This is a genomic window from Streptomyces pactum (assembly GCF_002005225.1).
In the GTDB taxonomy this organism is placed as follows: domain Bacteria; phylum Actinomycetota; class Actinomycetes; order Streptomycetales; family Streptomycetaceae; genus Streptomyces; species Streptomyces pactum_A.
In genome coordinates, this window is record NZ_CP019724.1 from 4,288,350 (window position 1) to 4,311,716 (window position 23,367).

The 23,367-nt window shown below is 70.9% G+C and carries 21 protein-coding genes; 8 read left to right on the top strand and 13 right to left on the bottom strand.

Annotation, left to right across the window (positions count from 1 at the left end):
- Positions 1-142 precede the first annotated feature (142 nt).
- On the bottom strand, positions 143-1,906 hold the full coding sequence (aspS, locus tag B1H29_RS18085; RefSeq protein WP_055418864.1) for an aspartate--tRNA ligase: 1,764 nt from the start codon (positions 1,904-1,906) through the stop codon (positions 143-145).
- A gap of 200 nt (positions 1,907-2,106) precedes the next feature.
- Between aspS and B1H29_RS18090 the strand changes: the two genes are divergently transcribed.
- Entirely contained in the window at positions 2,107-4,275 is a 2,169-nt protein-coding gene (locus tag B1H29_RS18090) for a SpoIIE family protein phosphatase (protein ID WP_055418865.1), read from the top strand.
- Here B1H29_RS18090 and B1H29_RS18095 read toward each other — a convergent pair.
- From B1H29_RS18095 to B1H29_RS18120, 6 genes are all read right to left on the bottom strand, one after another.
- The gene (locus B1H29_RS18095) at positions 4,203-5,291 is read right to left on the bottom strand and encodes an AI-2E family transporter (RefSeq protein ID WP_055418866.1); all 1,089 of its coding nucleotides are present in this window, start codon (positions 5,289-5,291) and stop codon (positions 4,203-4,205) included. The genes B1H29_RS18090 and B1H29_RS18095 overlap by 73 nt on opposite strands.
- Before the next feature lie 65 nt (positions 5,292-5,356).
- Complete coding sequence (locus B1H29_RS18100; RefSeq protein ID WP_079160296.1) at positions 5,357-6,832, bottom strand: glycosyltransferase family 39 protein; 1,476 nt, start codon at positions 6,830-6,832, stop codon at positions 5,357-5,359.
- Positions 6,833-6,849: 17 nt separating this feature from the next.
- On the bottom strand, positions 6,850-7,494 hold the full coding sequence (locus B1H29_RS18105) for an ABC transporter ATP-binding protein (protein WP_055418867.1): 645 nt from the start codon (positions 7,492-7,494) through the stop codon (positions 6,850-6,852).
- 43 nt (positions 7,495-7,537) lie between these two features.
- Positions 7,538-9,655, bottom strand: a complete 2,118-nt coding sequence (locus B1H29_RS18110; protein ID WP_055418868.1) for a bacteriocin-associated integral membrane family protein — start codon at positions 9,653-9,655, stop codon at positions 7,538-7,540.
- Between the two features lie 133 nt (positions 9,656-9,788).
- Positions 9,789-10,076 carry a lactococcin 972 family bacteriocin gene (locus tag B1H29_RS18115; protein ID WP_055418869.1) on the bottom strand — a complete coding sequence of 96 codons (288 nt, stop codon included), beginning with the start codon at positions 10,074-10,076 and terminating at the stop codon, positions 9,789-9,791.
- Between the two features lie 70 nt (positions 10,077-10,146).
- Entirely contained in the window at positions 10,147-10,431 is a 285-nt protein-coding gene (locus tag B1H29_RS18120; RefSeq protein WP_409350914.1) for a hypothetical protein, read from the bottom strand.
- 399 nt (positions 10,432-10,830) lie between these two features.
- On the opposite strand from B1H29_RS18120, the gene B1H29_RS18125 reads away from it, so the two are divergent.
- Entirely contained in the window at positions 10,831-11,265 is a 435-nt protein-coding gene (locus B1H29_RS18125) for an ankyrin repeat domain-containing protein (RefSeq protein ID WP_055418871.1), read from the top strand.
- 107 nt (positions 11,266-11,372) lie between these two features.
- Here B1H29_RS18125 and B1H29_RS18130 read toward each other — a convergent pair whose 3' ends face one another.
- Both B1H29_RS18130 and B1H29_RS18135 read right to left on the bottom strand, forming a co-directional pair.
- Positions 11,373-12,344, bottom strand: a complete 972-nt coding sequence (locus B1H29_RS18130) for a pirin family protein (RefSeq protein WP_055418872.1) — start codon at positions 12,342-12,344, stop codon at positions 11,373-11,375.
- A 121-nt stretch (positions 12,345-12,465) separates the two neighbouring features.
- Positions 12,466-12,939 (bottom strand): SseB family protein, encoded by a 474-nt coding sequence (locus tag B1H29_RS18135; RefSeq protein WP_055418873.1) that lies wholly within the window; start codon positions 12,937-12,939, stop codon positions 12,466-12,468.
- Positions 12,940-13,101: 162 nt separating this feature from the next.
- On the opposite strand from B1H29_RS18135, the gene B1H29_RS18140 reads away from it, so the two are divergent.
- The 4 genes from B1H29_RS18140 (at position 13,102) to B1H29_RS18155 (ending at position 17,485) form a co-directional block, all read left to right on the top strand.
- Positions 13,102-14,928, top strand: coding sequence for an acyl-CoA dehydrogenase (locus tag B1H29_RS18140; protein ID WP_055418874.1), 1,827 nt, complete (start codon positions 13,102-13,104; stop codon positions 14,926-14,928).
- 98 nt (positions 14,929-15,026) lie between these two features.
- The gene (locus B1H29_RS18145) at positions 15,027-16,376 is read left to right on the top strand and encodes a M18 family aminopeptidase (protein ID WP_079160297.1); all 1,350 of its coding nucleotides are present in this window, start codon (positions 15,027-15,029) and stop codon (positions 16,374-16,376) included.
- A gap of 125 nt (positions 16,377-16,501) precedes the next feature.
- Positions 16,502-16,753: a DUF6458 family protein gene (locus B1H29_RS18150; protein WP_055418875.1), complete on the top strand. Its 252-nt coding sequence runs from the start codon at positions 16,502-16,504 to the stop codon at positions 16,751-16,753.
- Between the two features lie 219 nt (positions 16,754-16,972).
- Positions 16,973-17,485 (top strand): LURP-one-related/scramblase family protein, encoded by a 513-nt coding sequence (locus B1H29_RS18155; RefSeq protein WP_055418876.1) that lies wholly within the window; start codon positions 16,973-16,975, stop codon positions 17,483-17,485.
- Positions 17,486-17,597: 112 nt separating this feature from the next.
- On the opposite strand, the gene B1H29_RS18160 is transcribed toward B1H29_RS18155, so the two are convergent.
- Complete coding sequence (locus tag B1H29_RS18160; protein WP_055418877.1) at positions 17,598-18,074, bottom strand: DUF2867 domain-containing protein; 477 nt, start codon at positions 18,072-18,074, stop codon at positions 17,598-17,600.
- Between the two features lie 55 nt (positions 18,075-18,129).
- Entirely contained in the window at positions 18,130-18,924 is a 795-nt protein-coding gene (locus B1H29_RS18165; RefSeq protein ID WP_055418878.1) for a carbon-nitrogen family hydrolase, read from the bottom strand.
- 219 nt (positions 18,925-19,143) lie between these two features.
- Here B1H29_RS18165 and B1H29_RS18170 point away from each other — a divergent pair, with 219 nt between their 5' ends.
- Positions 19,144-19,968: a maleylpyruvate isomerase family mycothiol-dependent enzyme gene (locus B1H29_RS18170; protein ID WP_055418879.1), complete on the top strand. Its 825-nt coding sequence runs from the start codon at positions 19,144-19,146 to the stop codon at positions 19,966-19,968.
- Between the two features lie 146 nt (positions 19,969-20,114).
- On the opposite strand, the gene B1H29_RS18175 is transcribed toward B1H29_RS18170, so the two are convergent.
- Together B1H29_RS18175 and B1H29_RS18180 are read right to left on the bottom strand one after the other, a co-directional pair.
- A complete protein-coding gene (locus B1H29_RS18175) occupies positions 20,115-21,425 on the bottom strand; it encodes an MFS transporter (protein ID WP_055418880.1) in 1,311 nt (436 codons plus the stop codon).
- Complete coding sequence (locus tag B1H29_RS18180) at positions 21,422-22,072, bottom strand: GntR family transcriptional regulator (RefSeq protein WP_055418881.1); 651 nt, start codon at positions 22,070-22,072, stop codon at positions 21,422-21,424. The genes B1H29_RS18175 and B1H29_RS18180 overlap by 4 nt, the downstream gene beginning before the upstream one ends.
- Positions 22,073-22,279: 207 nt before the next feature.
- Here B1H29_RS18180 and B1H29_RS18185 point away from each other — a divergent pair, with 207 nt between their 5' ends.
- Positions 22,280-23,257, top strand: a complete 978-nt coding sequence (locus B1H29_RS18185) for a D-alanyl-D-alanine carboxypeptidase family protein (RefSeq protein WP_055418882.1) — start codon at positions 22,280-22,282, stop codon at positions 23,255-23,257.
- Positions 23,258-23,367: the final 110 nt, after the last annotated feature.

The following is a 23,367-nucleotide window of genomic DNA, read 5'->3' on the forward strand; positions in this document are numbered from 1 at the left end:
CCCGGCGGCGGAACAGTCGTCTCTTCCGCTTGAGCCCTGAACAGGGGCGTTTGCCCTACTCCGGTGACAGCCACGAGAAGGACGACGGCCCGGCACCGGAGAGCGATCCGGTGCCGGGCCCCTGTGCCGTGCCGTCGGCGGACTACTTCGGCTGCGGCTTGCGCACCGTCAGGTGCAGCTCCCTCAGCCGGGTCTCGTCCAGCTCCGTCGGCGCGCCCATCATCAGGTCCTGGGCGTTGCCGTTGAGCGGGAAGGCGATCGTCTCGCGGATGTTGGGCTCGTCGGCGAGCAGCATGACGATGCGGTCGACGCCCGGGGCGATGCCACCGTGCGGCGGGGCGCCGAAGCGCAGCGCGCGCAGCATGCCGGCGAACTCGCGCTCGACGGTCTCGGCGTCGTAGCCGGCGATCTCGAAGGCCTTGAGCATGATGTCCGGCTCGTGGTTCCGGATCGCGCCGGAGGACAGCTCGACGCCGTTGCAGACGATGTCGTACTGCCACGCCAGGATGTCCAGCGGGTCCTTGTTCTCCAGGGCCTCCATACCGCCCTGCGGCATCGAGAAGGGGTTGTGGGAGAAGTCGATCTTCCCCGTGTCCTCGTCCTTCTCGTACATCGGGAAGTCGACGATCCAGCAGAACCGGAAGACGTTCTCCTCGAAGTGCCCGGCGCGCTTGGCGGCCTCGACCCGCACCGCACCCATGATCTTGGAGACCTCGTCGAACTCACCGGCGCCGAAGAACACCGCGTGGCCGGGGGCGAGGGCGAGCCGCTTGGTCAGCTCCGCGACGTTCTCCTCGGTGAGGAACTTCGCGATCGGGCCGGTCAGCGTGGAGTCCTCGCCGACGCGGACCCAGGCCAGGCCCTTGGCGCCCTGCGAGACGGCGTAGTCGCCGAGCTGGTCGAAGAACTTGCGGGGCTGGCCCGAGACGTCCGGCACGGGCAGCGCGCGGACGTGCTTGCCGGCGAAGGCCTTGAACTCCGAGCCCGCGAAGATGTCGGTGATGTCGACGAGTTCCAGTTGGGCGCGCAGGTCCGGCTTGTCGGAGCCGTACTTCAGCATCGCCTCGCGGAACGGGATCCGCGGGAAGGGGGAGGTGACCTCGCGGCCGCCGCCGAACTCGGTGAACAGCTCCGTCATCAGCCGCTCGACCGGCTGGAAGACGTCCTCCTGCTCGACGAAGCTCATCTCGACGTCGAGCTGGTAGAACTCGCCCGGCGAGCGGTCGGCGCGGGCGTCCTCGTCACGGAAGCAGGGCGCGATCTGGAAGTACCGGTCGAAGCCGGAGATCATCAGCAACTGCTTGAACTGCTGCGGCGCCTGCGGAAGGGCGTAGAAGCGGCCCGCGTGCAGACGGGAGGGCACGACGAAGTCGCGGGCGCCCTCGGGGGAGGTGGCGGTGAGGATGGGCGTCGCCATCTCGTTGAAGCCCAGGGCCACCATCTTGTGGCGGATCGCCGAGATGACCGCCGTACGCAGCATGATGTTGCGGTGCATGCGCTCGCGGCGCAGGTCCAGGAAGCGGTACTCCAAACGCCGCTCCTCGTTGACCCCGTCCTCGGTGTTGATGGTGAAGGGCAGCGGCTGAGCGGCGCCGAGCAGCTCGACCACGCCCACCTCGACCTCGACCTCACCGGTGGGCAGGTCGGCGTTGATGTTGTCGGCACCCCGGGAGACGACCTTGCCGTCGACACGGACGGTCGATTCCTTGGTCAGCTTGTCCAGCGCCTCGTAGGCCTCGGTGCCCGGACGGGCGACGAGCTGCGTGATGCCGTAGTGATCGCGCAGATCGATGAAGAGGATGCCGCCCAGGTCGCGCCGATTGTGCAGCCAGCCACTCAGTCGGACGTCGGTGCCGACGTCAGAGGAGCGGAGCTCGCCGCAGGTGTGGGACCTGTACCGATGCATCGTCGTTCATCCAGCCTTCGTGGATCGGGGATGGTGTTTCGCGTTTCACGTGAAACAACCCCAGCGTACCGGGCAGCCACAGCGGTCCTCCTCCCCATTGACACGAGGGCGGACACGAGGGCGGGCGCGAGGGCCGGCGGGACGGCGGACGCGAGGGCGAGCGGTGGCAGCGTCCGATCACATCTTCTTACAGTGGAGCAATGCGCACTGGTGAGCCCCTGCCCGAGGTGGGGGACGTCCTTGCCGCTCTGGCGACCGGTCTGTGGCACTGGGACACCGCGGCGGGGGAAGTCACGGTCGACGCGGAGGCGGCCCGCCTGCTCGGGCTGCTCGCGGAACCGGCCAGGCTCACCGAGGCCCAGGTGCGGGCCCGGCTGCACCCGGTGGACTGGAACGAGATCACCGGGGTGGTCCAGCTCGCCGCCGCCGAGGGCACCCTCGCCGAGGTCCGGATCCGGATCATGGACGAGCAGGGCCACATCGTCCGGATCGTGCGCAGCCGCTCCAAGCCGTCGTTCGACCCCGTGCGCAAGGCCTACGAGCTGATCGGCACCCTCCAGGAGGTCGCCGAGCCGACACCGGGCACCCCCGCCGGGCGCAGCGCGGTCACCGGCGACTGGCGCCGCTCGCGGGAGGCGTTCCTCCTGGACGCGGGCCGGGCGCTGGCCGAGGCGCGGTCCACCGAGGAGGTGCTGCGGGTCGCGGCGGGTCTGTCGATGCCGGGATTCTCCCCGGACGGGCTCGCGGTGTTCGGGGTCTCCGGCGAGCGCCTGACGGTCATCGGCCACCACGGACAGCCGCAGAACGACATGAACCCGTTCGTGAACATGCCGCTGGAGACGGACTACCCCGCCGCCGAGGTGGTCCGCACCGGCCGCGCCGTCTATCTCTCCTCCCCCGGGCAGTACCGGTCCCGCTACCCCCTCACCTGGCCGCTCGCCGAGCGCTTCGGCCGTCGCTCCTGGGCGTTCCTGCCGCTGACCGTGGCGGGCCGCACGATGGGCGCCTGGATGGCCGCCTTCGCCTACCCGGTGGCGTTCACACCGGACGAACGGTCGGTGCTGACCACCGTGGCGCGGATGCTGGCGCAGGCCCTGTCCCGGGCGGGCGCCGCCGAGACCCAGCGGGAGCTGACCGACGGACTGCAGCGCTCCCTGCTGCCCGTGCTCGGCCCGCAGATCCCCGGCATGGACGTCGCCGCCCGCTACGTCCCCACCGGCGGCGGTCTCCAGGTCGGCGGCGACTGGTACGACATGATCCGGTTGCCCGGAGGCCGCTTCGCGCTGGTCATCGGCGACGTCCAGGGGCACGACGTACGCGCGGCCGGGCTGATGGGCCAGTTGCGCATCGCCCTGCGCGCCTACGCCGCCGAGGGCCACCGCCCCGACGCGGTGCTCTCCCGCGCCTCCCACTTCTTCCACGACCTCGCCCAGTCCGACGACGACCCCGGGGACATGCGCTTCGCGACCTGCTACTACGCCGAGGTCGACCCCGCGACCGGCACCGTGGAGAGCGCCCGCGCCGGGCACCTGGACCCGGTGGTGCGCATGTCGGACGGGACGGCGCTGGTCCTCGCCACGGCGGGCGGCCTGCCCCTCGGCATCGACCCGGACTCCGACTACCCGATCACGCGGCTCGCCATGGAGCCCGGGGACACCCTGATGCTGTGCACGGACGGCCTGGTGGAGACCGGCGGCCACGACCTGCAGACCGGCTGGCACCGCCTCCGCGTCATCCTGGAGCAGCACGACGGCGGCCTGGAGGAGCTGGCCGACGCGCTGGTCCAGGCCGTGCACGGGCCGTCCTCGCACCACACCACCGGCCCGCTCGCCGACCGGCGGGAGGACGACATCGCCCTGGTGCTGCTGTGCCGGCAGGGCGATGGCTGCGGCTGCGGCGACAGCACCGTCGCCAGGCCCTCGGTGCGCCGCACCATGCTGACGATCGCGCAGGCCGAGCCCGCGCGGATCGCCACCGCCCGGCAGCATCTGCGCGACCTGCTGCACGACTGGCCCAGCGAGGAGCAGCGGGACGCCGCGGTGCTCCTGCTCTCCGAGATGCTGACCAACGTCCTGGTGCACACCGACGCCGACGCCCTGCTGGTCGCCGAGGTCGTCGGGGAGCCGGGTGAGCGGGTGATCCGGGTGGAGGTCACCGACAGCGGCGACGACCTGCCGCACAAGCGCCGGCCGGGGGAGATGGCGTCCTCCGGGCGCGGCCTGATGCTGATCGAGCTGCTCGCGGACGCGTGGGGAGTCGCCCCGCGCGGCGAGGGCAAGAGCATCTGGTACGAGGTCTACGAGTCCGCCGGACCGGAGGACGGCCCCGGAGACGGCCTCGGCCCCGTCGGCGACCCGGAGGCGGCGTAACGCGTCTGGAGCTCGTGGACGACCCCGAACGCCGCGGCGGTGAGCGGAACGGCGAGGAGCATCCCGAGGATGCCCGCCACCGAAGCCCCCGCCGTGAGCGCCAGCAGCACGATCGCCGGGTGCATCTGCACGGTCCGGCTCTGGATCACCGGCTGGAGCACGTGCCCCTCCAGCACCTGCACGGCCAGGACCACCCCCAGGGCCCACAGCGCGATGACGAACCCGCGGTCGGCCAGCGCGACCAGCACCGCGACGGCTCCGGAGATGAACGCGCCGAGGTAGGGGATGTAGGCGCCGACGAAGACCAGCGCGCCGAGCCCGATGGCACCGGGGACGCGCAGGACGAGCAGCCCCACGGTGATGCAGACCGCGTCGATGAGGGCGATGAGGGTGGTGCCCCGCATGAAGCCCTCGACGGCCCCGAAGGCCCGCCGGGACATCGCCTCGACCATGTCGGCGCCGCCGGGCGGAGCGAGGGCCCGCACCGTGCCGGCGGCGCGGTCGGAGTCGCGCAGGAAGAAGAAGACGAGCAGCAGGGCGAGTACGGCCATGGCCAGCATCTCGCCGACGACGCTGATCCCGGTGACCACCCCGGAGGCCGCCGTGCCGCCGAACTTGCCCAGCAGCTCCCGCGCGTTGGACGCGATGTCGTCCAGCGAGGTCCCGGCCGCTCCGAAATGGTCGGTGATCCCCTTGGCCGCGTGCCGGAGCGAGGCGATGATCTGGTCGCCCGTCTCGATGAGCGCGGACACCACGATGTACACGGCCCCGCCGACCACGGCGACGACGGCGACACAGGTGAGTCCGGCGGCCAGCGACCGCTGCACGTGCGCCTTCACCAGCCACTTGTGCAGCGGTCTGAGCAGTGCGGTGCCGAGCAGCGCCAGCAGCGCCGGCGTCACCGCGGTGCGGAACTCGACGCAGAGCCGGATCGCGACGTACACGACGCCGCTGGCGAGCAGGATGACGACGCACCAGGCGGCGAACCGACGGACCGGACCGGGAAGGAGCTGCACGCCCCCAGCCGAACACGCACCGGGCGGGCTGTCCTGCGTGGACGGCCCGCCCGGGTGACACGGCGTCAGCGCGCCACCCCGTCGGCCCGCGACCGCCGCTCGTACACCGTCAGCCGTCGCCCGCGGACCTGCTCGTCCGCCACCACGGTGAAGTACTCCTCCAGTACCGCGGCCTTGGCCTTGTCCCGCCCCGCCGACCGCGGCCGGGCCACCCCGGGCGCGTCGGTGACCAGCAGGATGCGCCGCTGTGCCAGCATCGCGGTCCGTATCCGGGCCGGACCGGCCTCCACCCCCTTCAGCGTCCCGGACGCCACGGGGCTCTCCTCGAGCGCGACGTCCCGCAGTCCCGCGAAGTCTGCGGGGCAGACCAGCGCGGCGTCACGGCGGGCCGCCGGTATGAAGACCACCGCGTCGCCGGGCCGCTTCAGCCGCCGTACATCCGCCGCTGACGCCAGGACGTCGTCGACCCGGCTGGCCGGGGACCGCTTGGCCAGCGACTGCGGCAACAACGCCACCACCGCGACGGCGACCACCGCGGGTACGAGCCACGACGACGCCCTCGGGTACCGCGGCCCGACGGCCCGGACCGCCGCGCTCAGGCCCGCCCCGACCAGCAGCGCCAGACCCAGCATGCTGAACAGGACGTAGCGGTCCAGGAACAGGGGACGGATCAGGGAGAGGCCCGCCAGCGCGAGCTGCGGCACCGCCAGCAGCGGCAGGCCGACGGCCGCCACCGACAACCGGCCCGCCTTCGGCCGGTTCAGCAGGGCACCGACGGCGCCGATCGTCAGCAGGACCGCCGGGCCGATCAGCATGTGCCAGGTCAGCGAAGGTATCCAGGACACCTGACGGGACTGCTGCCGGCTGAAGAGGATCAACGGCAGGACACCGGCCGCGGCGGCCGCCGAGGCCACCGCCCAGCGCGCCCAGGTGTCCCGTCCGGCCCGCGTCCACAGCAGCGTCGCCGCGTGCGCGGGCAGGATCAGCAGCGACAGCCAGTTCAGCAGCCCGCACACCAGGACCGCGCCGGCGTAGCCCGCCCAGTGCGCCGTTCGGCCACGCCCCTGGAGCAGCGTCACCAGCAGCAGCGTCGAGATCCCCGCGCCGGCCGCCGTCAGCGCGTACGGGCGGCCCTCCTGCAGGTAGAACTGCACGGCCGGGAGCAGCCCCAACGCCAGGCCGCCGCCCAGGCCCGCCCAGACTCCGGCCAGCCTGTGGCCGATGACCGTCACACAGGCGGCCGCCACCGCCATGGCCAGCACGGAGGGCAGCCGCAGGGTCGTCGTGCCGGGCCCGAAGCATGCGAAGAGGCCGTGCATCAGCAGGTAGTAGAGCCCGTGCACGACATCGACCTGGCCGAGCATGTGCCATATGTCGGCGGCCGGCCGCCGGGCCACCTGCCAGGTCGCGGCCTCGTCCCGCCACACGCTGTGCTGCCGGGACAGCCCCCACAGGCCGAGGGCGAGGGTCCACAGCACCGGGACCGGCCAGACCGGCGGACGCCACAGCGGAACGGGCATGGAGGCGGTCCGCAAACGCATGACGCTTCTCGAACCCCTCACAGGGATTTCTCGTGGACGGCGAAAACGGAGTCGCAGCGGTCACGGACGCGGTCGTCATGGGTGGCGATGACCACGGCGCATCCGGCGTCGCTCATCTCGCGGAGGATGTCGACGACCGCGGTCGCGTTGGCGTGGTCGAGGGCGCCGGTCGGCTCGTCGGCCAGTACCAGGGAGGGCTTTTTCACGAGGAGCCGGGCGAGCGCCACACGCTGCTGTTCGCCGCCGCTGAGCCGGTGGACCCTCTCCTTTTCCCGGCCCGCCAGACCGACACGCTCCAGGGCCTCCGCGATGCGCGCGCCGCTCTTCTCCCGCCGGGCCCGCCGCGTGCTGAGCGAGACCTCCAGGTTGTCGGCGACGGTGGCGTTGTCGATCAGCGCGTAGTTCTGGAAGAGGTAGCCGAGGGTGTCACGGCGGAACCGACGGGCCTCCTGCCGGCCGAACCGGGTGATGTCGGCGCCCTCGTGACGGATTTCTCCGGCGGTCGGACTGTCGAGGAGGCCGACGCAGTTGAGGAGGGTGGACTTCCCCGATCCGCTGGGTCCGACGAGGGCCAGCATGCGGCCGCGGTCGGCGTTGACGGTGACACCGGACCACAGGGTGCGGGTGCCGAAGGTCTTCGTCAGCTTCACGATCTCGATCACAACGGTGCTCCTGCTGTCCGGAGGTGGTTCGTCTGCGTGGGGCTCATGAACCGGCCGCCCCCTCCTTGACGACGCGGCGGTGGAACACCCCGAGGGCGACCAGCACGGCGCAGACCTGGACGGCGACGAGACCGGCGATGACGGCGAAGTCCGACGCGGTCGTCTGGACGGCCGGGAAGGGAGCGGGGATGCCGCGGGCGGTGAATTCCGCCAGCTCCTGGTTCTGCCGCCAGGCCTGGACGGGGACCCAGCAGGTGAGGAGGACGGCGAGAATCCCCTCGGCGGTCAGGACGGAGCGATGGTTCGCGGTGAATCTCCAGCCGCTGATGTGCCGGACGAAGATGGTCTGGGCACGCCGGCGCGCGTGCAGCATGCAGACCCCGACGCCGGTGATGAGGAGCACGGCCGCGGCCGCGACGAGATTGAAGAGCTGCAGCCGGAAGCCGTTCACCGCGTCCCTGAGTCTCAGTGCGGCGTTCTGCCCGACCGGACGCACGGATGTCACGTAGGTCCGCAGTCCGTTCCTGTCCGCCGCGATCGCTTCCAGGGCGTCGTCGGGGTCGGGAAAGACGATTCCCTCCTGGCTGGCGAACGCGGTGTAGGTGTCGTCGGAGAGGAATCGCGAACCGTTGGGGACCACGACGAGGACCGGGTCGCGCACCAAGGACCGGTCGTCGTCCGGGCGATGGGCCGTGTTGGGGCTCAGACTGCCGGGGTTGTAGCCGAAGAGGCGCTGGCCGTTCCTCGCCCGCAGCGACTTCACCTCGAGCGCGCGGCGGACATCCGGTGCGAGTCGTCCGAACACGTCGGGGATGCCCGCGCGGATGTCCGCCGTGTGGCGGGCGAGGGAGTCGGGGACGATGAGCCGGACCGCGGGGGCGTCCGCGTTCTCCCCGTCCCGCGGCAGTGCGGTGTACCGCCGTCCGGTCGAGTCGAGGACCGGCTGCCGGGCGAGGAAGGTCTCGTTGACGACGAGCAGTTCGCCCTGCGGAAGACGGACGTCGGAGGAGACGTCCTGGAGGTCACGGCGGCCGGCGACGATGATCTCGCCCGCGGCGTCGGCGCGGCGCAGCCACCCGCCCACCTGGGTGACGACCTCCTTCTCCTCGCCCACCAAGCTGCCGTTGAGGCGGATGGTGACGGCGTCGCCCGCCCGGGCGTAGGTGCCCTGGGTGTCCTGCCGGGCCACGACGTTCTGCCCCGCGAGCGCCACGTCCATGGCGATGGCGAGAGCGAGCAGCAACGCCGGGACACGGACCAGGTACGTGGCGATGAGCGCCGCCCGCGCGGGCAGCTCCCCCTTGAGGGCGCGCGGTATCCCGACCCTGGAGAGCAGCACGAGCGCGCCCGCGTGCGTGACCAGCACCAGGACCACGAGCAGGCCGGCGAGGATCCCGGCCACCGACGCGAACAGCCCCGCCCGGGCGAGACCGTTGTAGAGGCCGAGGAGGGCCACCGTAGCGGCCGCCACCGCGCAGACGGTGATCGACCAGAAACCCGCCAGCCGTCCGAGGTCGCGAACGAGCAGGTCCCGCACGGACTTGCCCTGCAGGCGCAGCACTCCGTACGCCTTGGCACTCAGCAGTACGCTCGCGCCGGTCATCGTCGCCGCGGCGAGGGCGACCACCCAGAAGGTCCAGAACAGGTCGTCGCCCGAGAATGCGAGGGCCAGTTCGCCGGCCGAGAGCGGGTGCCGCACGCTCGCGCTCAGGCCCAGTCCGGTGAACTCGGCGACCAACGCGTCAGCGGCCTCGGGCGGTCCGAAAACGTAGTAGAAGCCCCGCGGGTCACGCTGCCCGATCTCGGTGATCGGATGCACTCGCGTGTCGAGGTGCCTGCTGAAGTCCGGGTAGCCGCCGTACTGCCACGAGGCGGCGTCGGACCGCGGGTCGCCCGAGGCCAGATAGAGGTGCCGCAGCCCGTCGGGGTTTCTCGCGTCGGGGACCTCACGAGCCACCGAGACCGCGTGCTCGTCCGAGAACGCGGCGATCTCGCGGGCGACCCGAGCGCCGCTCGCGGAGTCGTCGGAGGCGAACACCCAGACCTGCGCCGAATTGCCCAGCACCAACTGCTCGTCCAGGCCCCGCACGAACAGGAAGGCCATCATCGCGGAGGTGACCAGCACGGCGGCGTGGACGAATTTGATACCTCGGTGGAGCATCGGTTACCTAGGTCAGGGCACTCGGGGAGCGCATTCCAGAAAACGATTGACGCGGAGGGGCGACTGCGGGGAGAAAGCGGTCTCCCCGCAGCCGGATCCCGGCTACCGACTCAACGCGGCGTACGGCGGCCTGTCAGCAGGCGGCGTCGTAGTGAGCGCTGTTGACGTGAATGCTCGACTTCTCCACCGAGGCCTTGGACCACTTCTTGTTCGCGGTGCAGCCGCTGTAGGCCCAGCTTTTCCCGTGCACGGAGGACGAGTGGTAGTTGACGCTGTGATAGAAGTTCGAGTAGGCGTAGTTCGCGCCCACGTCATAGCTCCACCGGCCGCCACTGACGTCGACCGACTTGGCCAGCGCGGGGGTGGCGACGGCCATGACGATGGCACCGGCGGCGGCTGCGGCCTTGAGACCGTTCTTCATACGCACGATTGCTCACTTTCGTTCTGTGCTTGCTTGACGCGAAGGGGGCAGAAGTCGTCCCGCCCACGGATCAGAGCCTCTTGACCGACTTCTGGGTGCAGTGCTTCGCGCGGTACCCGCGGGGCATCTGGTCATTGGCGTTCTTCTTGGCCGCCTTCTTGGCCTCCGACGCCGTCTTCCCGGTGCCGTGCCCCTGCACGAACCCGTGGGCGGTGTCGTCCGAGATGCGCTTCTTGGTGCACTGGAAGTGCGCGGTCCAGCCCCGCGCCGCTTCGGCGGGAACGGCGACGCTCAAAGGAAGCACGATCGCTATGGCCGTGGTGACGAGCGGGCCGATGACAAGCATCCTGCGCAAGAGTATTTCTCCCCCATTCAAATTCGCATGCGGCGGGGGCAGGCCGCGCGGTGTTGCAGTACACCACCGTTCACCCGCTGCAGCGGGCACACCAAAACACGCCTTGGCCGTGCGGCCAATGCGGGATTTGAGTATTGCTCTCGCCCCCGTGAAAACCACTCGTCTCGGAGGTCAGCCCGATCGAGTGGACGTGCCAGAAGTTACGCGGCACGGACGCACTTTATCCAGCCATAACGAGGTGATCATGATCACCTGGCCGGCAGGCAACCCGGAAGACACCCGGTGGCCCGATTGGAGAAGCTGAGCCGCATTGCGTCCTTTGCGTCCGTAATGGCCCGAGCCCCCGGCGAGCGGATATGAATGGCTCGTACCACTCCCCGTCCGCTAGCCTCCACAGCCATGAAGCAGCGGCAGCAGAAGAAACTTTCCCGCCACCTCTTCGAAGCGATTCTGCTGGGCGACACCGCCCGAGTGCGGACGATGCTGCGGGCCGGTGCGGACCCCGAGCGGGCCGACGGCGAGGGCACCCTCCCCCTGTACGAGGCCGCCGTGAGCGGGAAGACCGAGATCGTGCGTCTGCTGCTGGACTCGGGCGCCTCCCCCGACGCCGAGAGCGGGGGAATCGGCGCGGAGGGCACTCCGTTGTGCGCGGCGGCGTGCTGGGGGCACACGGAGACCGTGCGGGAGTTGCTGGCGCACGGAGCCGATGCGGGGCTCCGAGAGGATCACGGCACCGGCCGTTCCCCCCTGGACTGGGCGAACGAGGGCCCGCACCCCGAGACCGCCGCCCTCCTGATCGCGGCGGGGGCGGCGCCCCGCACGGCGGGCGGGTAGCCGCCGGCTCCCCGCCTGGCATGGGAAAGCCCCGACCGGCACCGGTCGGGGCTTTCACGCGCTCGGGCCCTGACGGCCTGGGCCGCCCGCGCTCGGGCCTCGAAGGCCTACAGGCCGCCCTCGGTCATCCCGTGAACCGCCGGGACCGTCCCCAGGCGCCCCTTCTGGAAGTCCTCGAAGGCCTGCTGGAGTTCCTCGCGGGTGTTCATGACGAACGGCCCGTAGTGCGCCATCGGCTCCCGGATCGGCTGCCCGCCGAGCAGCACGACCTCCAGGTCGGGCGTGTGGGAGTCCTGCTTCCCGTCCGCGCGGACGGTCAGCGAGCCGCCGGCCCCGAAGACGGCGGTCTGCCCCAGGTGGACCGGGCGCCGCTCGGCGCCCACCGACCCGCGTCCGGCCATCACGTACGCCAGGCCGTTGAAGTCCTCCCGCCACGGCAGGGTGAGCTCCGCGCCGGGTGCCAGCGTCGCGTGGACCATCGTGATCGGCGTGTGCGTGATGCCGGGGCCCTCGTGGCCGTCCAGCTCACCGGCGATGACACGCAGCAGCGCGCCGCCGTCGGGGGAGGTGAGCAGTTGGACGGAGCCACTGCGGATGTCCTGGTACCTGGGGGCCATCATCTTGTCCCTGGCCGGGAGGTTCACCCACAGTTGGAGGCCGTGGAAGAGCCCGCCGGACATGACGAGCTGCTCCGGGGGCGCCTCGATGTGCAGCAGGCCGGAGCCCGCCGTCATCCACTGGGTGTCGCCGTTGGTGATGGTGCCGCCGCCGCCGTTGGAGTCCTGGTGGTCGAAGATCCCGTCGATGATGTACGTGACGGTTTCGAAGCCGCGGTGGGGGTGCCACGGGGTCCCTTTCGGCTCCCCGGGCTGATACTCGACCTCACCCATCTGGTCCATCATGATGAACGGGTCGAGGTGGCGGTAGTTGATCCCGGCGAACGCGCGGCGAACCGGGAAGCCCTCGCCCTCGAAACCGCTGGGCGCGGTCGTGACGGTGAGCACGGGACGTGCGACGGCGTCGGCTGGTGCGGATACACGGGGCAGCGTCAACGGGTTCTCGACGGTCACTGCAGGCATGTCGGTACCTCCTCGGGTACGCCCAGTTTAGTTGAGCGTTGAACTTCTTGCCACCTCAAACCGAGAAAGCCCGGAGGGCATTCCCTCCGGGCGCGCGAAGCGGGACGCGACGCGTCGGCGCCTAGCCATACATGCGGCGCATCGCGAAATCGACCATCTGTTCGACAGCCTTCGCGTCGAACACCATCCGGTGCTCACCCTCCATGTCGAGTACGAATCCGTAGCCGGTCGGCAGCAGATCGATCACCTCGGCGCCCGTGATCACGAAGTACTTGGACTCCTTGCCCGCGTATCGGCGCAGCTCCTTGAGCCCCGTGAACATCGGGATCACCGGCTGCTGGGTGTTGTGCAGCGCGAGGAAGCCCGGGTTGTCACCGCGCGGGCAGTAGACCTTCGAGGTCGCGAAGATCTGCTGGAAGTCCTCGGCCGACATCTGGCCGGTGGTGAAGGCGCGCACCGCGTCCGCGAGCGAGGGCGGGGACGGCTCGGGGTACAGCGGCGGCTGCTGCTGCTGCCCGTACCCGCCGGACATCGGCTGCTGCGGCGGGGCGTACTGCTGCTGCTGTTGGCCCGCGGTCTGGTCGTAGCCGTACATGCCGCAAAGAGTAGCGAGTGACGGGTCACAGATGACCGGCTCGGGGTTGCTTCTTATTACCGACGGGTAGCATCATCGTAGCTACTGCTTGGTACGCGCAGTCGGTATGTGTACAGATGCGAGGATTCAGTGCCTCGCCGATCTCTCAACGGAGCCGTCGCCATGGGGCACTACAAGCCGAATCTCCGGGACATCGAGTTCAACCTCTTCGAGGTACTCGGCCGTGACAAGGTGTACGGCACGGGCCCGTTCGCGGAGATGGACACGGACACCGCCAAGAGCGTCCTGGAGGAGCTGACCCGCCTCTCGGAGAACGAGCTGGCCGAGTCCTTCGCCGACGCCGACCGCAACCCGCCGGTCTTCGACCCGGAGACCAACACCGCGCCGGTCCCGGCCTCCTTCAAGAAGAGCTATCAGGCCTTCATGGACTCCGAGTACTGGCGCCTGGGCCTGCCCGAGGAGATCGGCGGCACCACCTCGCCCCGCTCCCTGATCTGGGCCTACGCGGAGCTGATCCTCGGCGCCAACCCGGCCGTGTGGATGTACTCCTCCGGCCCCGCCTTCGCGGGCATCCTCTTCGAGGAGGGCAACGAGGTGCAGAAGCACATCGCGTCCTTCGCCGTGGAGAAGCAGTGGGGCTCCACCATGGTCCTCACCGAGCCGGACGCCGGCTCGGACGTCGGCGCCGGCCGCACCAAGGCGGTCCAGCAGGAGGACGGCTCCTGGCACATCGAGGGCGTCAAGCGCTTCATCACGTCCGGCGAGCACGACATGTCGGAGAACATCCTCCACTACGTCCTCGCCCGCCCCGAGGGCGCCGGCCCCGGCACCAAGGGCCTGTCCCTCTTCCTCGTCCCGAAGTACGAGTTCGACTTCGAGACCGGCGAGCTGGGCGCGCGCAACGGCGTCTACGCCACCAACGTCGAGCACAAGATGGGCCTGAAGGCCTCCAACACCTGCGAGATGACCTTCGGCGACCGCCACCCCGCCAAGGGCTGGCTGATCGGCGACAAGCACGACGGCATCCGCCAGATGTTCCGCATCATCGAGTTCGCCCGCATGATGGTCGGCACGAAGGCGATCTCCACCCTCTCCACGGGCTACCTCAACGCCCTGGAGTACGCCAAGGAGCGCGTCCAGGGTCCCGACCTGGCCAACTTCATGGACAAGTCGGCCCCCAAGGTCACCATCACGCACCACCCGGACGTCCGCCGCTCCCTCATGACGCAGAAGGCGTACGCCGAGGGCATGCGCGCCCTCGTCATGTACACCGCCTCCGTCCAGGACGAGATCCAGGTCAAGGAGGCGAACGGCGAGGACGCCGCCACCGAGCACGCCCTCAACGACCTGCTCCTGCCGATCGTCAAGGGCTACGGCTCGGAGAAGGCCTACGAGCAGCTCGCCCAGTCGCTCCAGACCTTCGGCGGCTCCGGCTTCCTGCAGGAGTACCCGATCGAGCAGTACATCCGGGACGCCAAGATCGACACCCTGTACGAGGGCACCACGGCGATCCAGGGCCAGGACTACTTCTTCCGGAAGATCGTCCGCAACCAGGGCGCCGCGCTGAACTCGCTCGCCGAGGACATCAAGAAGTTCCTGGCCCTCGGCACCGGCGGCGAGGAGCTCTCCGGCGCCCGCGAGCACCTGGCCAAGGCCGCCGTCGAGCTGGAGGCCATCGTCGGCCTCATGCTCACCGACCTCGCGGCCACCGAGCAGGACGTCAAGAACATCTACAAGGTGGGGCTCAACACCACCCGCCTGCTGATGGCCTCCGGTGACGTGATCGTCGGCTACCTGCTGCTCAAGGGCGCCGCCATCGCCGCCGAGAAGCTGCCGACGGCGTCCGCCAAGGACAAGGCGTTCTACACCGGCAAGATCGCCGCGGCGAAGTTCTTCGCGGCGAGTGTCCTGCCCGGCGTCACCATGGCCCGCAAGATCGCCCAGGGTGTCGAGCTGGACCTGATGGAGCTGGACGAGGCCGCCTTCTAGCCCACCGGGGCTCGGCCTCCACACTCTCCACACACCCTTACGAGGGCCCGCTCCCGCTCCACGGGAAGCGGGCCCTCGTACGTCGTTAAGGTGAACCCATGAGCGCACCCTCCCGCCCGTCTCCCGCCGCCGCCCCCGCACGGAGCGCCGCGCGGGCGCCTCTCACCTTCGATCGCGGCCACACCGACGACCTGATGTCCTTCCTCGCGGCCGGCCCCACGCCGTACCACGCCGTGGCCACCGCCGCCGAGCGCCTGGAGAAGGCCGGGTTCCGGCAGGTCGCGGAGACGGACGCCTGGGACGGGACGACGGGCGGCAAGTACGTGCTGCGCGGCGGCGCGATCGTGGCCTGGTACGTCCCCGAGAGTGCCGTCGCCCACACCCCCTTCCGCATCGTCGGCGCGCACACCGACTCCCCCAACCTGCGCGTGAAGCCCCGGCCCGACACCGGGGCGCACGGCTGGCGTCAGGTCGCCGTCGAGATCTACGGCGGCCCCCTGATGAACTCCTGGCTGGACCGCGACCTGGGCCTGGCCGGCCGCCTCACCCTGCGCGACGGCTCGACCCGCCTGGTCAACGTCGACCGCCCGCTGCTCCGCGTCCCGCAACTCGCCATCCACATGGACCGCAACGTGTCCGCGGAGGGCCTCAAGCTCGACAAGCAGCGCCACCTCCAGCCCGTCTGGGGCCTCGGCGACACCGTCCGCGACGGCGACCTGATCGCCTTCCTGGAGGAGGAGGCGGGTCTCGCCCGCGGCGAGGTCACCGGCTGGGACCTGATGACCCACTCGGTGGAACCCCCGGCGTACCTGGGCCGCGACAAGGACCTGGTGGCCGGCCCCCGCATGGACAACCTCCTGTCCGTGCACGCCGGCGTGGCCGCCCTGGCCGCGGTCGCCACCTCCGGCACGGACCTCCCGTACATCCCGGTCCTGGCCGCCTTCGACCACGAGGAGACCGGCTCCCAGTCGGACACGGGCGCCGACGGCCCGCTCCTCGGCAGCGTGCTGGAACGCTCGGTGTTCGCGCGCGGCGGCTCGTACGAGGACCGGGCGCGCGCCTTCGCCGGCACGGTCTGCCTGTCCTCCGACACCGGCCACGCCGTCCACCCCAACTACGCGGAGCGGCACGACCCGACGCACCAGCCCCGGGTCAACGGCGGCCCCATCCTCAAGGTCAACGTCAACAACCGCTACGCCACGGACGGTTCGGGCCGCGCGGTGTTCGCCGCCGCCTGCGAGAAGGCGGACGTCCCCTTCCAGACCTTCGTCTCCAACAACTCCATGCCGTGCGGCACGACGATCGGCCCCATCACCGCGGCCCGGCACGGCATCAGCACCGTCGACATCGGCGCGGCCATCCTCTCGATGCACAGCGCCCGGGAGTTGTGCGGCGCCGACGACCCGTACCTGCTGGCGAACGCCCTGGTGGCCTTCCTGGAGGGCTGAGCCCCCGGGCGTGCCCCGGCCGGAACACCCCTGTCTCGCATGTGTGTTCCGGCCGGGGGTACCCGCACGGAACCGGATCGACCGGAAACCCGGAACCGACCGGATCTGACAGGGAGGCAACACTCATGGGCCTCGGCGGGTGCATCATCCTCATCGCCGTGGGAGCCATCCTCACGTTCGCGACCGACTGGGACATGCAGGGCGTCAACCTCGACCTGGTCGGTGTCATCTTCATGATCGTCGGCTTGATCGGTGTCGCGACGTTCAGCAGCATCGCCCGGCGCCGGCGCGTCGTGATGCCGCCGACGACCCCGGTCGTCGAGGAACGGCCCCACCACCACACGCGGGACGGCTACCACAACGGCTACGGCGCCTGACCCCTGCCGCGGGGGCCGGGCTCGCGGACCGGCGAGGACGAGGGGCGGGCGGCCCGTCCCGTCGCGGTGAGCCGGTTCTCCCCGGCGGTGTGCCCGCGTCCGGGGCACCGCCGGGAGGTGTCGCACGGCAGCGGAGGTCGGGGGCTCGGAGACCGGCGGACTCAGCCTGTCGGCCTACCGGCCGCGTCCCGCGGCGGACGCCGGGGAAGCGATCACGCCATGAGATTCCTCGTGTACGACCGGCTCCTCGGCTTCGGTGACGACTACTGGATCGAGGACGACAACGGCAACAAGGTGTACCTCGTCGACGGCAAGGCGATGCGGCTGCGGGACACCTGGGAGCTGAAGGACACCCAGGGCCGGGTGCTCGTCGACATCCACCAGAAGATGTTCGCCCTGCGCGAGACGATGGTGATCGAGCGGGGCGGCGAGCCGCTGGCCCGGATCAGGCGGAAGCGGTTGTCGCTGCTGCGCAACCACTACCGCGTCGCCCTGGCCGACGGGACGGAACTGGACGTCAGCGGCAAGATCCTCGACCGGGAGTTCGCCATCGAGTACGACGGTGAGCTGCTGGCCGTCATCTCGCGGCGGTGGCTGACCCTCCGGGACACCTACGGCGTCGACGTCGTCCGGGACGACGCGGACCCGGCGCTGCTGATCGCGCTGACGGTGTGCGTGATCCACCTGGCGGAGAAGGAGCGGGAGCAACGGGAGGAGCGGGAGGACGCGTGACGGGCAGCGGTGCGGCGACACCCCACACCCCGTCGGCGCCCCACGCCCCGTCGGCGCCCCACGCCCCGTCGGCGCCCCACGCCCCGTCGGCGCCTCACGCCCCGTCGATGCCTCACGCCCCATCGGTGCCGCGCGTCGTGCGGCGGACGGCGCGGCCGAGGAGCAGCGGCAAGGCCATGTGGTGCACCGGCGCCGCCAGGGCCCACAGCACCCGGCCGGTCAGGCGTTCGTGACGCACGTACGTCGCCCAGACCAGCCGCGAGTCGTCGACGGTCACGACGTTGCGCACGGTCAGCGACGGGGCCCGGGCCTCCAGGGCGATCCTGCCCGGCCCGGACTCCACCACGCGCCACCCCACCACGTGCCGCGCCGAGGACCGCGGCCCCAGCCGCAGGCCCAGTACGCCGGCCCAGCCCGCCCTGATCAGCTCGCGCAGGAGTACCGGGACGTCCTCGTAGCTGGCCCGCACCCACTCCTCGGGCGTGAGCCGGGGCAGTCCGGCGGCCGGGAGCTCGAACGCCGACGCGAGGTCGGCGCCGGCCGGGGCCACCCGGACGCGACGGATGGCAGGGGTACCGGTCGGTGCCATGCGCGGATTCTAGGGCGCGGGGCCGGCCGCCCGCCGGGTGCCCGGGGCGCGATCGCTAGCGCCGCGGCGTCTCCATCCCCAGCACCCGGTCCTTGAGCGCCGGGAACTGCTCCCTGGTCCGCGCCACCTGCGCCGGGTCGAACTCCACCGTGAGGACCTCCTCGTCCGCACCGGCCTCCGCCAGCACCTCACCCCACGGATCGACCACGATCGAGTGACCGGCCTGCGGAACCCCGGCGTGCGTCCCGGCCGTTCCGCACGCGAGGACGAACGCCTGGTTCTCCACCGCCCGCGCCCGGGCCAGGAGCGTCCAGTGGGACCGGCGGCGCTCCGGCCAGCCCGCCGGGACGGCGAGGGTCTCGGCACCGGCGTCGACGAGTGAGCGGAAGAGTTCGGGGAAGCGGAGGTCGTAGCAGGTCGCCACGCCGAGGGTCGTCCCCGGCAGACGCACCGTCACCAGTTCGCGCCCCGCACCCATCAGCACGGCCTCGCCCTTGTCGAAGCCGAACCGGTGGATCTTGCGATAGGCGGCGGCCAGGTCACCGGAGGGGGAGAAGACGAGAGAGGTGTTGTACAGCCGCCCGTCGGCGGCACGCTCGGGGACGGACCCCGCGTGCAGCCACACGCCGGCGTCGCTCGCCGCCTTCGCCATCGCCTCGTACGTCGGGCCCTCCAGCGGCTCGGCCTGCGCGCCGAACTCCTCGAAGGCGAACGCGCCGGTGGTCCACAGCTCCGGCAGCACGACGAGGTCGGCGCCCGCTTGCTCCCGTACCAGCGCCGCCATTCGTCGGCGGCGACCTTCGGCGGATTCACCCTCGTTCACGGCGATTTGGATCAAAGAGGCGCGCACACTACCACCGTCCTGGCGTTCAAGCCGTCCACACGGGCCTACGATCGTCACACGAAAGCACTGCCGGGGTGCCGCACAGCAGCGTAACTTGGGGGTCCCCCCGGTTCGAGCGCAGCCGAGAACCGGGGGGAGCCCCAAGACCGCGCCGACCGCAGCCACCTCCCACTGGCACCGCCGCCACAACCCGCCCGTGTACCGACCGCCGAGGGGTCCCGTTCCGTGAGTCTGCATCCCACCCTCCAGCCCTACGCCGACGCCTGGACTCACTCCATCGAGGCGATATCCGAGCTGGTCCAGCCGCTTGTGGAAGCAGAGTGGAACCGCCGTACCCCCTGCCCGGGCTGGTCGGTGCGCGACGTCGTCTCCCACGTGATGGGTCTGGACTCCGAGATGCTCGGCGACCCGCGTCCCATCCACACACTCCCGCGCGACCTCTTCCACGTCACCAATGACCACCAGCGCTACATGGAGATGCAGGTCGACGTCCGCCGCCACCACACGGCGCCGGAGATGACGTCCGAGCTGGAGTACATGATCATCCGGCGCAACCGCCAGCTCCGGAACGAGTCGCGGGCCCCCGGCACGAAGGTGCGCGGTCCGCTCGGCACCGAGCTGACCCTGGAGGAGTCGATGCGCCGGCACGCCTTCGACGTCTGGGCGCACGAGCAGGACCTGCGCACGGCGCTCGGCCGCCCCGGCAACCTCGACTCCCCCGGCGCGCACGTCGCCCGCGACGTGCTGCTCGGCGAGCTGCCGGGGGTCGTCGCCGAGCGCGCGGACGCGCCCCGCAGCTCCGCCGTCGTCTTCGACGTCCACGGTCCGGTCGAGTTCCTGCGCACCATCCGCGTCGACATCCAGGGCCGCGGCACCCTGGAGACGGCCCCCGCCCTCGGCCCCGCCGCCACCCTCACGCTCGACTGGGAGACCTACGTCCGCCTCGCCTGCGGCCGCGTGACCCCGCGAGCGGCGGAGGACCGGATCAAGACGGAGGGCGACCAGGACCTGACGGCGGCGATCCTGCGGAACTTCACGGTGACGCCGTGACGCCGTGACGCGGAGTGATGCGGAGTGATGCGGTCACGCCGGGTGGTGAGATCCAGCCCGTCCGGCGTTCGAGGACGGAGCCGTTCAGGCCGAGGCGGAGGTCTGGGGGCGGCGGCCCCCAGCCGGCCCGCCCCCACGCCGGGCACCTACACGGGGACGTGCACCGTCTCCACCCGGCTCGCCACCAACCGCTCCCGCTCCCGGCGAGCCGCCCGCTTCCGCAGCCGCAGGATCTGCGTCACCCCGAGCGCCTGCAACACGAACACGGACGAGAAGGCGACCCCGTAGTCGTCCCCGGTCGCGTCCAGCAGCAGCCCCACCGCGAACAACGTGGTCATCGACGCCACGAAACCGCCCATGTTCGTGATCCCGGACGCCGTGCCCTGCCGCTCCGGCGGATTCGCCGGCCGCGCGAAGTCGAAACCGATCATCGACGCCGGCCCGCACGCGCCCAGCACCGCGCACAGCACGACGAGCAGCCACATCGGCGCGTGGTCGGCCGGGTAGGCGAGCGTCGCCGCCCACAGGAGCGCCGTCGCGCCGACCGTGCCGAGCGCCAGCGGCAGCCGCGCCGCGTGGTGACGGGCGATGACCTGGCCGTAGACCAGGCCGACCGTCATGTTGGACAGCACGACGAGGGTGAGCAGCCCGCCGGCCGTGGCGCGGGACAGCCCCTGCGCCTCGACCAGGAACGGCATCCCCCACAGCAGCAGGAACACCATCGCCGGGAACTGGGTGGTGAAGTGCACCCACAGCCCGAGCCGCGTCCCCGGCTCCCGCCAGGACATGGCGATCTGCCGCCGTACGTACGCGGCCCCCTGGTGGGGCAGCGGCTCCGGCTCGTGCCCCTCGGGGTGGTCCTTCAGGAAGAGCACCAGGAGGACGAGGACGACCACGCCCGCCAGCGCGCTGCCCGCGAACGCGGCCGTCCAGCCGATGCCGTGCAGCAGCCGGGCCAGGACGAGGGTGGAGACCAGGTTGCCCGCCATGCCGACCAGTCCGGCGAGCTGGGCGACCATCGGCCCGCGCCGGGCCGGGAACCAGCGGGTGCCCAGCCGCAGCACGCTGATGAACGTCATCGCGTCCCCGCAGCCCAGCAGGGCCCGCGAGGCGAGCGCCATGCCGTACGAGGGGGAGAAGGCGAAGCCCAACTGCCCCGCCGTGAACAGGACGACGCCGATGCCCAGCACCTTCTTGGTGCCGAGCCGGTCGACCAGCAGGCCGACCGGTATCTGCATACCGGCGTAGACCAGCAGTTGGAGGATGGAGAAGGTGGACAGGGCGGAGGCGTTGACGTGGAAGCGGTCGGCGGCGTCGAGGCCGGCCACCCCCAGGGACGTACGGAAGATGACGGCGACGAAGTAGACGGAGACGCCGATCCCCCAGACGGCGATCGCGCGCCGGCCGCCCGGCGGATCACCGGGCAGGATCTTCCCGGCCGACGTGGCCGAACTCATCGGACCTCCCCCCGGGCCAGGTGTGAGAACCAGCCCACGTGCCGGTGGACCACTCCGACGGCCGCCTCCGCGTCCCCGGAGCGCAGCGCGTCGAGGATCTCCTCGTGCTCGGCCAGGGTCTTGGCTATCCGGTCGGGGTGGGAGTGCATGACGGCGACGCCCATGCGCAGTTGGCGGTCGCGGAGCTGGTCGTAGAGGCGGGAGAGGATCTCGTTGCCGCCGCTGCGGACGATCTCGGCGTGGAAGCAGCGGTCGGTGACGGAGGCGGCGGCGAAGTCCCCGGCGGCGGCCTGCTCCTGCTGCCGGGCGAGGAGTTCCTCCAGCCGTACGACGAGGCCGGGCGGTGCGGGTACGGCCTTCCTGGCCGCGTGCTCCTCCACCAGCAGCCGGGTCTCCACCACGTCCGCGATCTCCTGCGCGGAGACGGGCAGGACCAGCGCGCCCTTCTTCGGGTACAGCCGGATCAGGCCCTCGGCCTCGAGCCGGAGCAGCGCCTCGCGCACCGGGGTGCGGGAGACGCCCACGGCCTCGGCGAGCTCACCCTCGGTGAGCAGGGTCCCGCCCTCGTAGCGGCGCTCCAGGACGCCCTGCTTGACGTGGGTGTAGACGCGGTCCGCCGCGGGGGGCTGCTTCACTGCCGTGGTCATGCCGACAGAATAGATACAACAGGGACGCAAGAAGGGGCCGGTCCAGCATGCGGACGTCCGGCCACCCGTCAGGGGGACCCGGGGGGCCTCCTCCGACCGCCGTGCAACCATCCGTGCTATTCACGAGTCGCACAGGCGCGGCCGAAGCGACACCGACCACAACTGGGCCGCACTCCAGGGGAATTCATCACAATCGGGGTACTCGTCTTGATAAACGACATTCACGGCGTCCGCCGCCGCAGAGCCGTCGCCGTCGCCCTGACCAGCGGCGCCGTACTCGCGACCGGAGCCCTCTCCACCGCACCCGCGCAGGCCGCCGCCGTGCCCGCGCGAAGCGTCTCCGCACCCGCGAAGACAGCCGTCGTGCCCGCGCGGAGCCTGTCCGCACCCGCGCCGGCCGCGCCCTCGATCGCCGCCAAGGGCGGCTTCCTGATGAACGACGCGAACGGCGGGTCGCTCTACACCAAGGCCGCGGACACCAGGCGTTCCACGGGCTCCACGACCAAGATCATGACCGCCAAGGTCGTGCTCTCGCAGCCCAAGCTGAACCTGGACGCCAAGGTCACGATCCAGATGGCGTACAGCGACTACATCGTGTCGAAGAACGCCTCCTCCGCCCGCCTGATCGTCGGCGACAAGGTGACGGTCCGGCAGTTGCTGTACGGGCTGATGCTGCCGTCCGGCTGCGACGCCGCGTACGCGCTCGCCGACAAGTTCGGCTCGGGCGGGACGCGGGCGGCCCGGGTGAAGTCGTTCATCGGCAAGATGAACTCCACCGCCAAGAGCCTCGGCCTGAAGAACACGCACTTCGACTCGTTCGACGGCATCGGCAACGGCAAGAACTACTCCACGCCGCGCGACCTGACGAAGCTCGCGAGCAGCGCGATGAAGAGCTCCACCTTCCGCACCATCGTCAAGACGAAGAAGTACACGGCGAAGACGGTCACCAAGAAGGGCGGCACCCGCACGATGGCGCCCTGGACCAACACCAACACCCTGCTCGGCAGTTACAGCGGCGCGATCGGCGTGAAGACCGGGTCGGGACCGGAGGCCAAGTACTGCCTGGTCTTCGCCGCCACCCGGAAGGGCAAGACCGTCATCGGCACGGTCCTGACCTCCTCGTCCTCGGCCCAGCGCACCACGGACGCGACGAAGCTCATGAACTACGGGTTCGGCAGGATCTGACACGCACGAAGTCGTCCGAAGGGGCTCACCTGTGCCGGTGGGCCCCTTCGCCATACACCCGGCCCATTGGCCGACACAGCGGTTCTCGATCATTTTCGCTCGCAGTCGTG

Coding starts and splice junctions, on each gene's coding strand:
- B1H29_RS18145 (WP_079160297.1), top strand. CDS start 15,027: ATGAGCGCACCCTCCCGCCCGTCTCCCGCCGCCGCCCCCGCACGGAGC.
- B1H29_RS18090 (WP_055418865.1), top strand. CDS start 2,107: ATGCGCACTGGTGAGCCCCTGCCCGAGGTGGGGGACGTCCTTGCCGCT.
- B1H29_RS18150 (WP_055418875.1), top strand. CDS start 16,502: ATGGGCCTCGGCGGGTGCATCATCCTCATCGCCGTGGGAGCCATCCTC.
- B1H29_RS18115 (WP_055418869.1), bottom strand. CDS start 10,076: ATGAAGAACGGTCTCAAGGCCGCAGCCGCCGCCGGTGCCATCGTCATG.
- B1H29_RS18100 (WP_079160296.1), bottom strand. CDS start 6,832: ATGCGTTTGCGGACCGCCTCCATGCCCGTTCCGCTGTGGCGTCCGCCG.
- B1H29_RS18160 (WP_055418877.1), bottom strand. CDS start 18,074: ATGGCACCGACCGGTACCCCTGCCATCCGTCGCGTCCGGGTGGCCCCG.
- B1H29_RS18180 (WP_055418881.1), bottom strand. CDS start 22,072: ATGACCACGGCAGTGAAGCAGCCCCCCGCGGCGGACCGCGTCTACACC.
- B1H29_RS18175 (WP_055418880.1), bottom strand. CDS start 21,425: ATGAGTTCGGCCACGTCGGCCGGGAAGATCCTGCCCGGTGATCCGCCG.
- B1H29_RS18125 (WP_055418871.1), top strand. CDS start 10,831: ATGAAGCAGCGGCAGCAGAAGAAACTTTCCCGCCACCTCTTCGAAGCG.
- aspS (WP_055418864.1), bottom strand. CDS start 1,906: ATGCATCGGTACAGGTCCCACACCTGCGGCGAGCTCCGCTCCTCTGAC.
- B1H29_RS18140 (WP_055418874.1), top strand. CDS start 13,102: ATGGGGCACTACAAGCCGAATCTCCGGGACATCGAGTTCAACCTCTTC.
- B1H29_RS18155 (WP_055418876.1), top strand. CDS start 16,973: ATGAGATTCCTCGTGTACGACCGGCTCCTCGGCTTCGGTGACGACTAC.
- B1H29_RS18135 (WP_055418873.1), bottom strand. CDS start 12,939: ATGTACGGCTACGACCAGACCGCGGGCCAACAGCAGCAGCAGTACGCC.
- B1H29_RS18130 (WP_055418872.1), bottom strand. CDS start 12,344: ATGCCTGCAGTGACCGTCGAGAACCCGTTGACGCTGCCCCGTGTATCC.
- B1H29_RS18110 (WP_055418868.1), bottom strand. CDS start 9,655: ATGCTCCACCGAGGTATCAAATTCGTCCACGCCGCCGTGCTGGTCACC.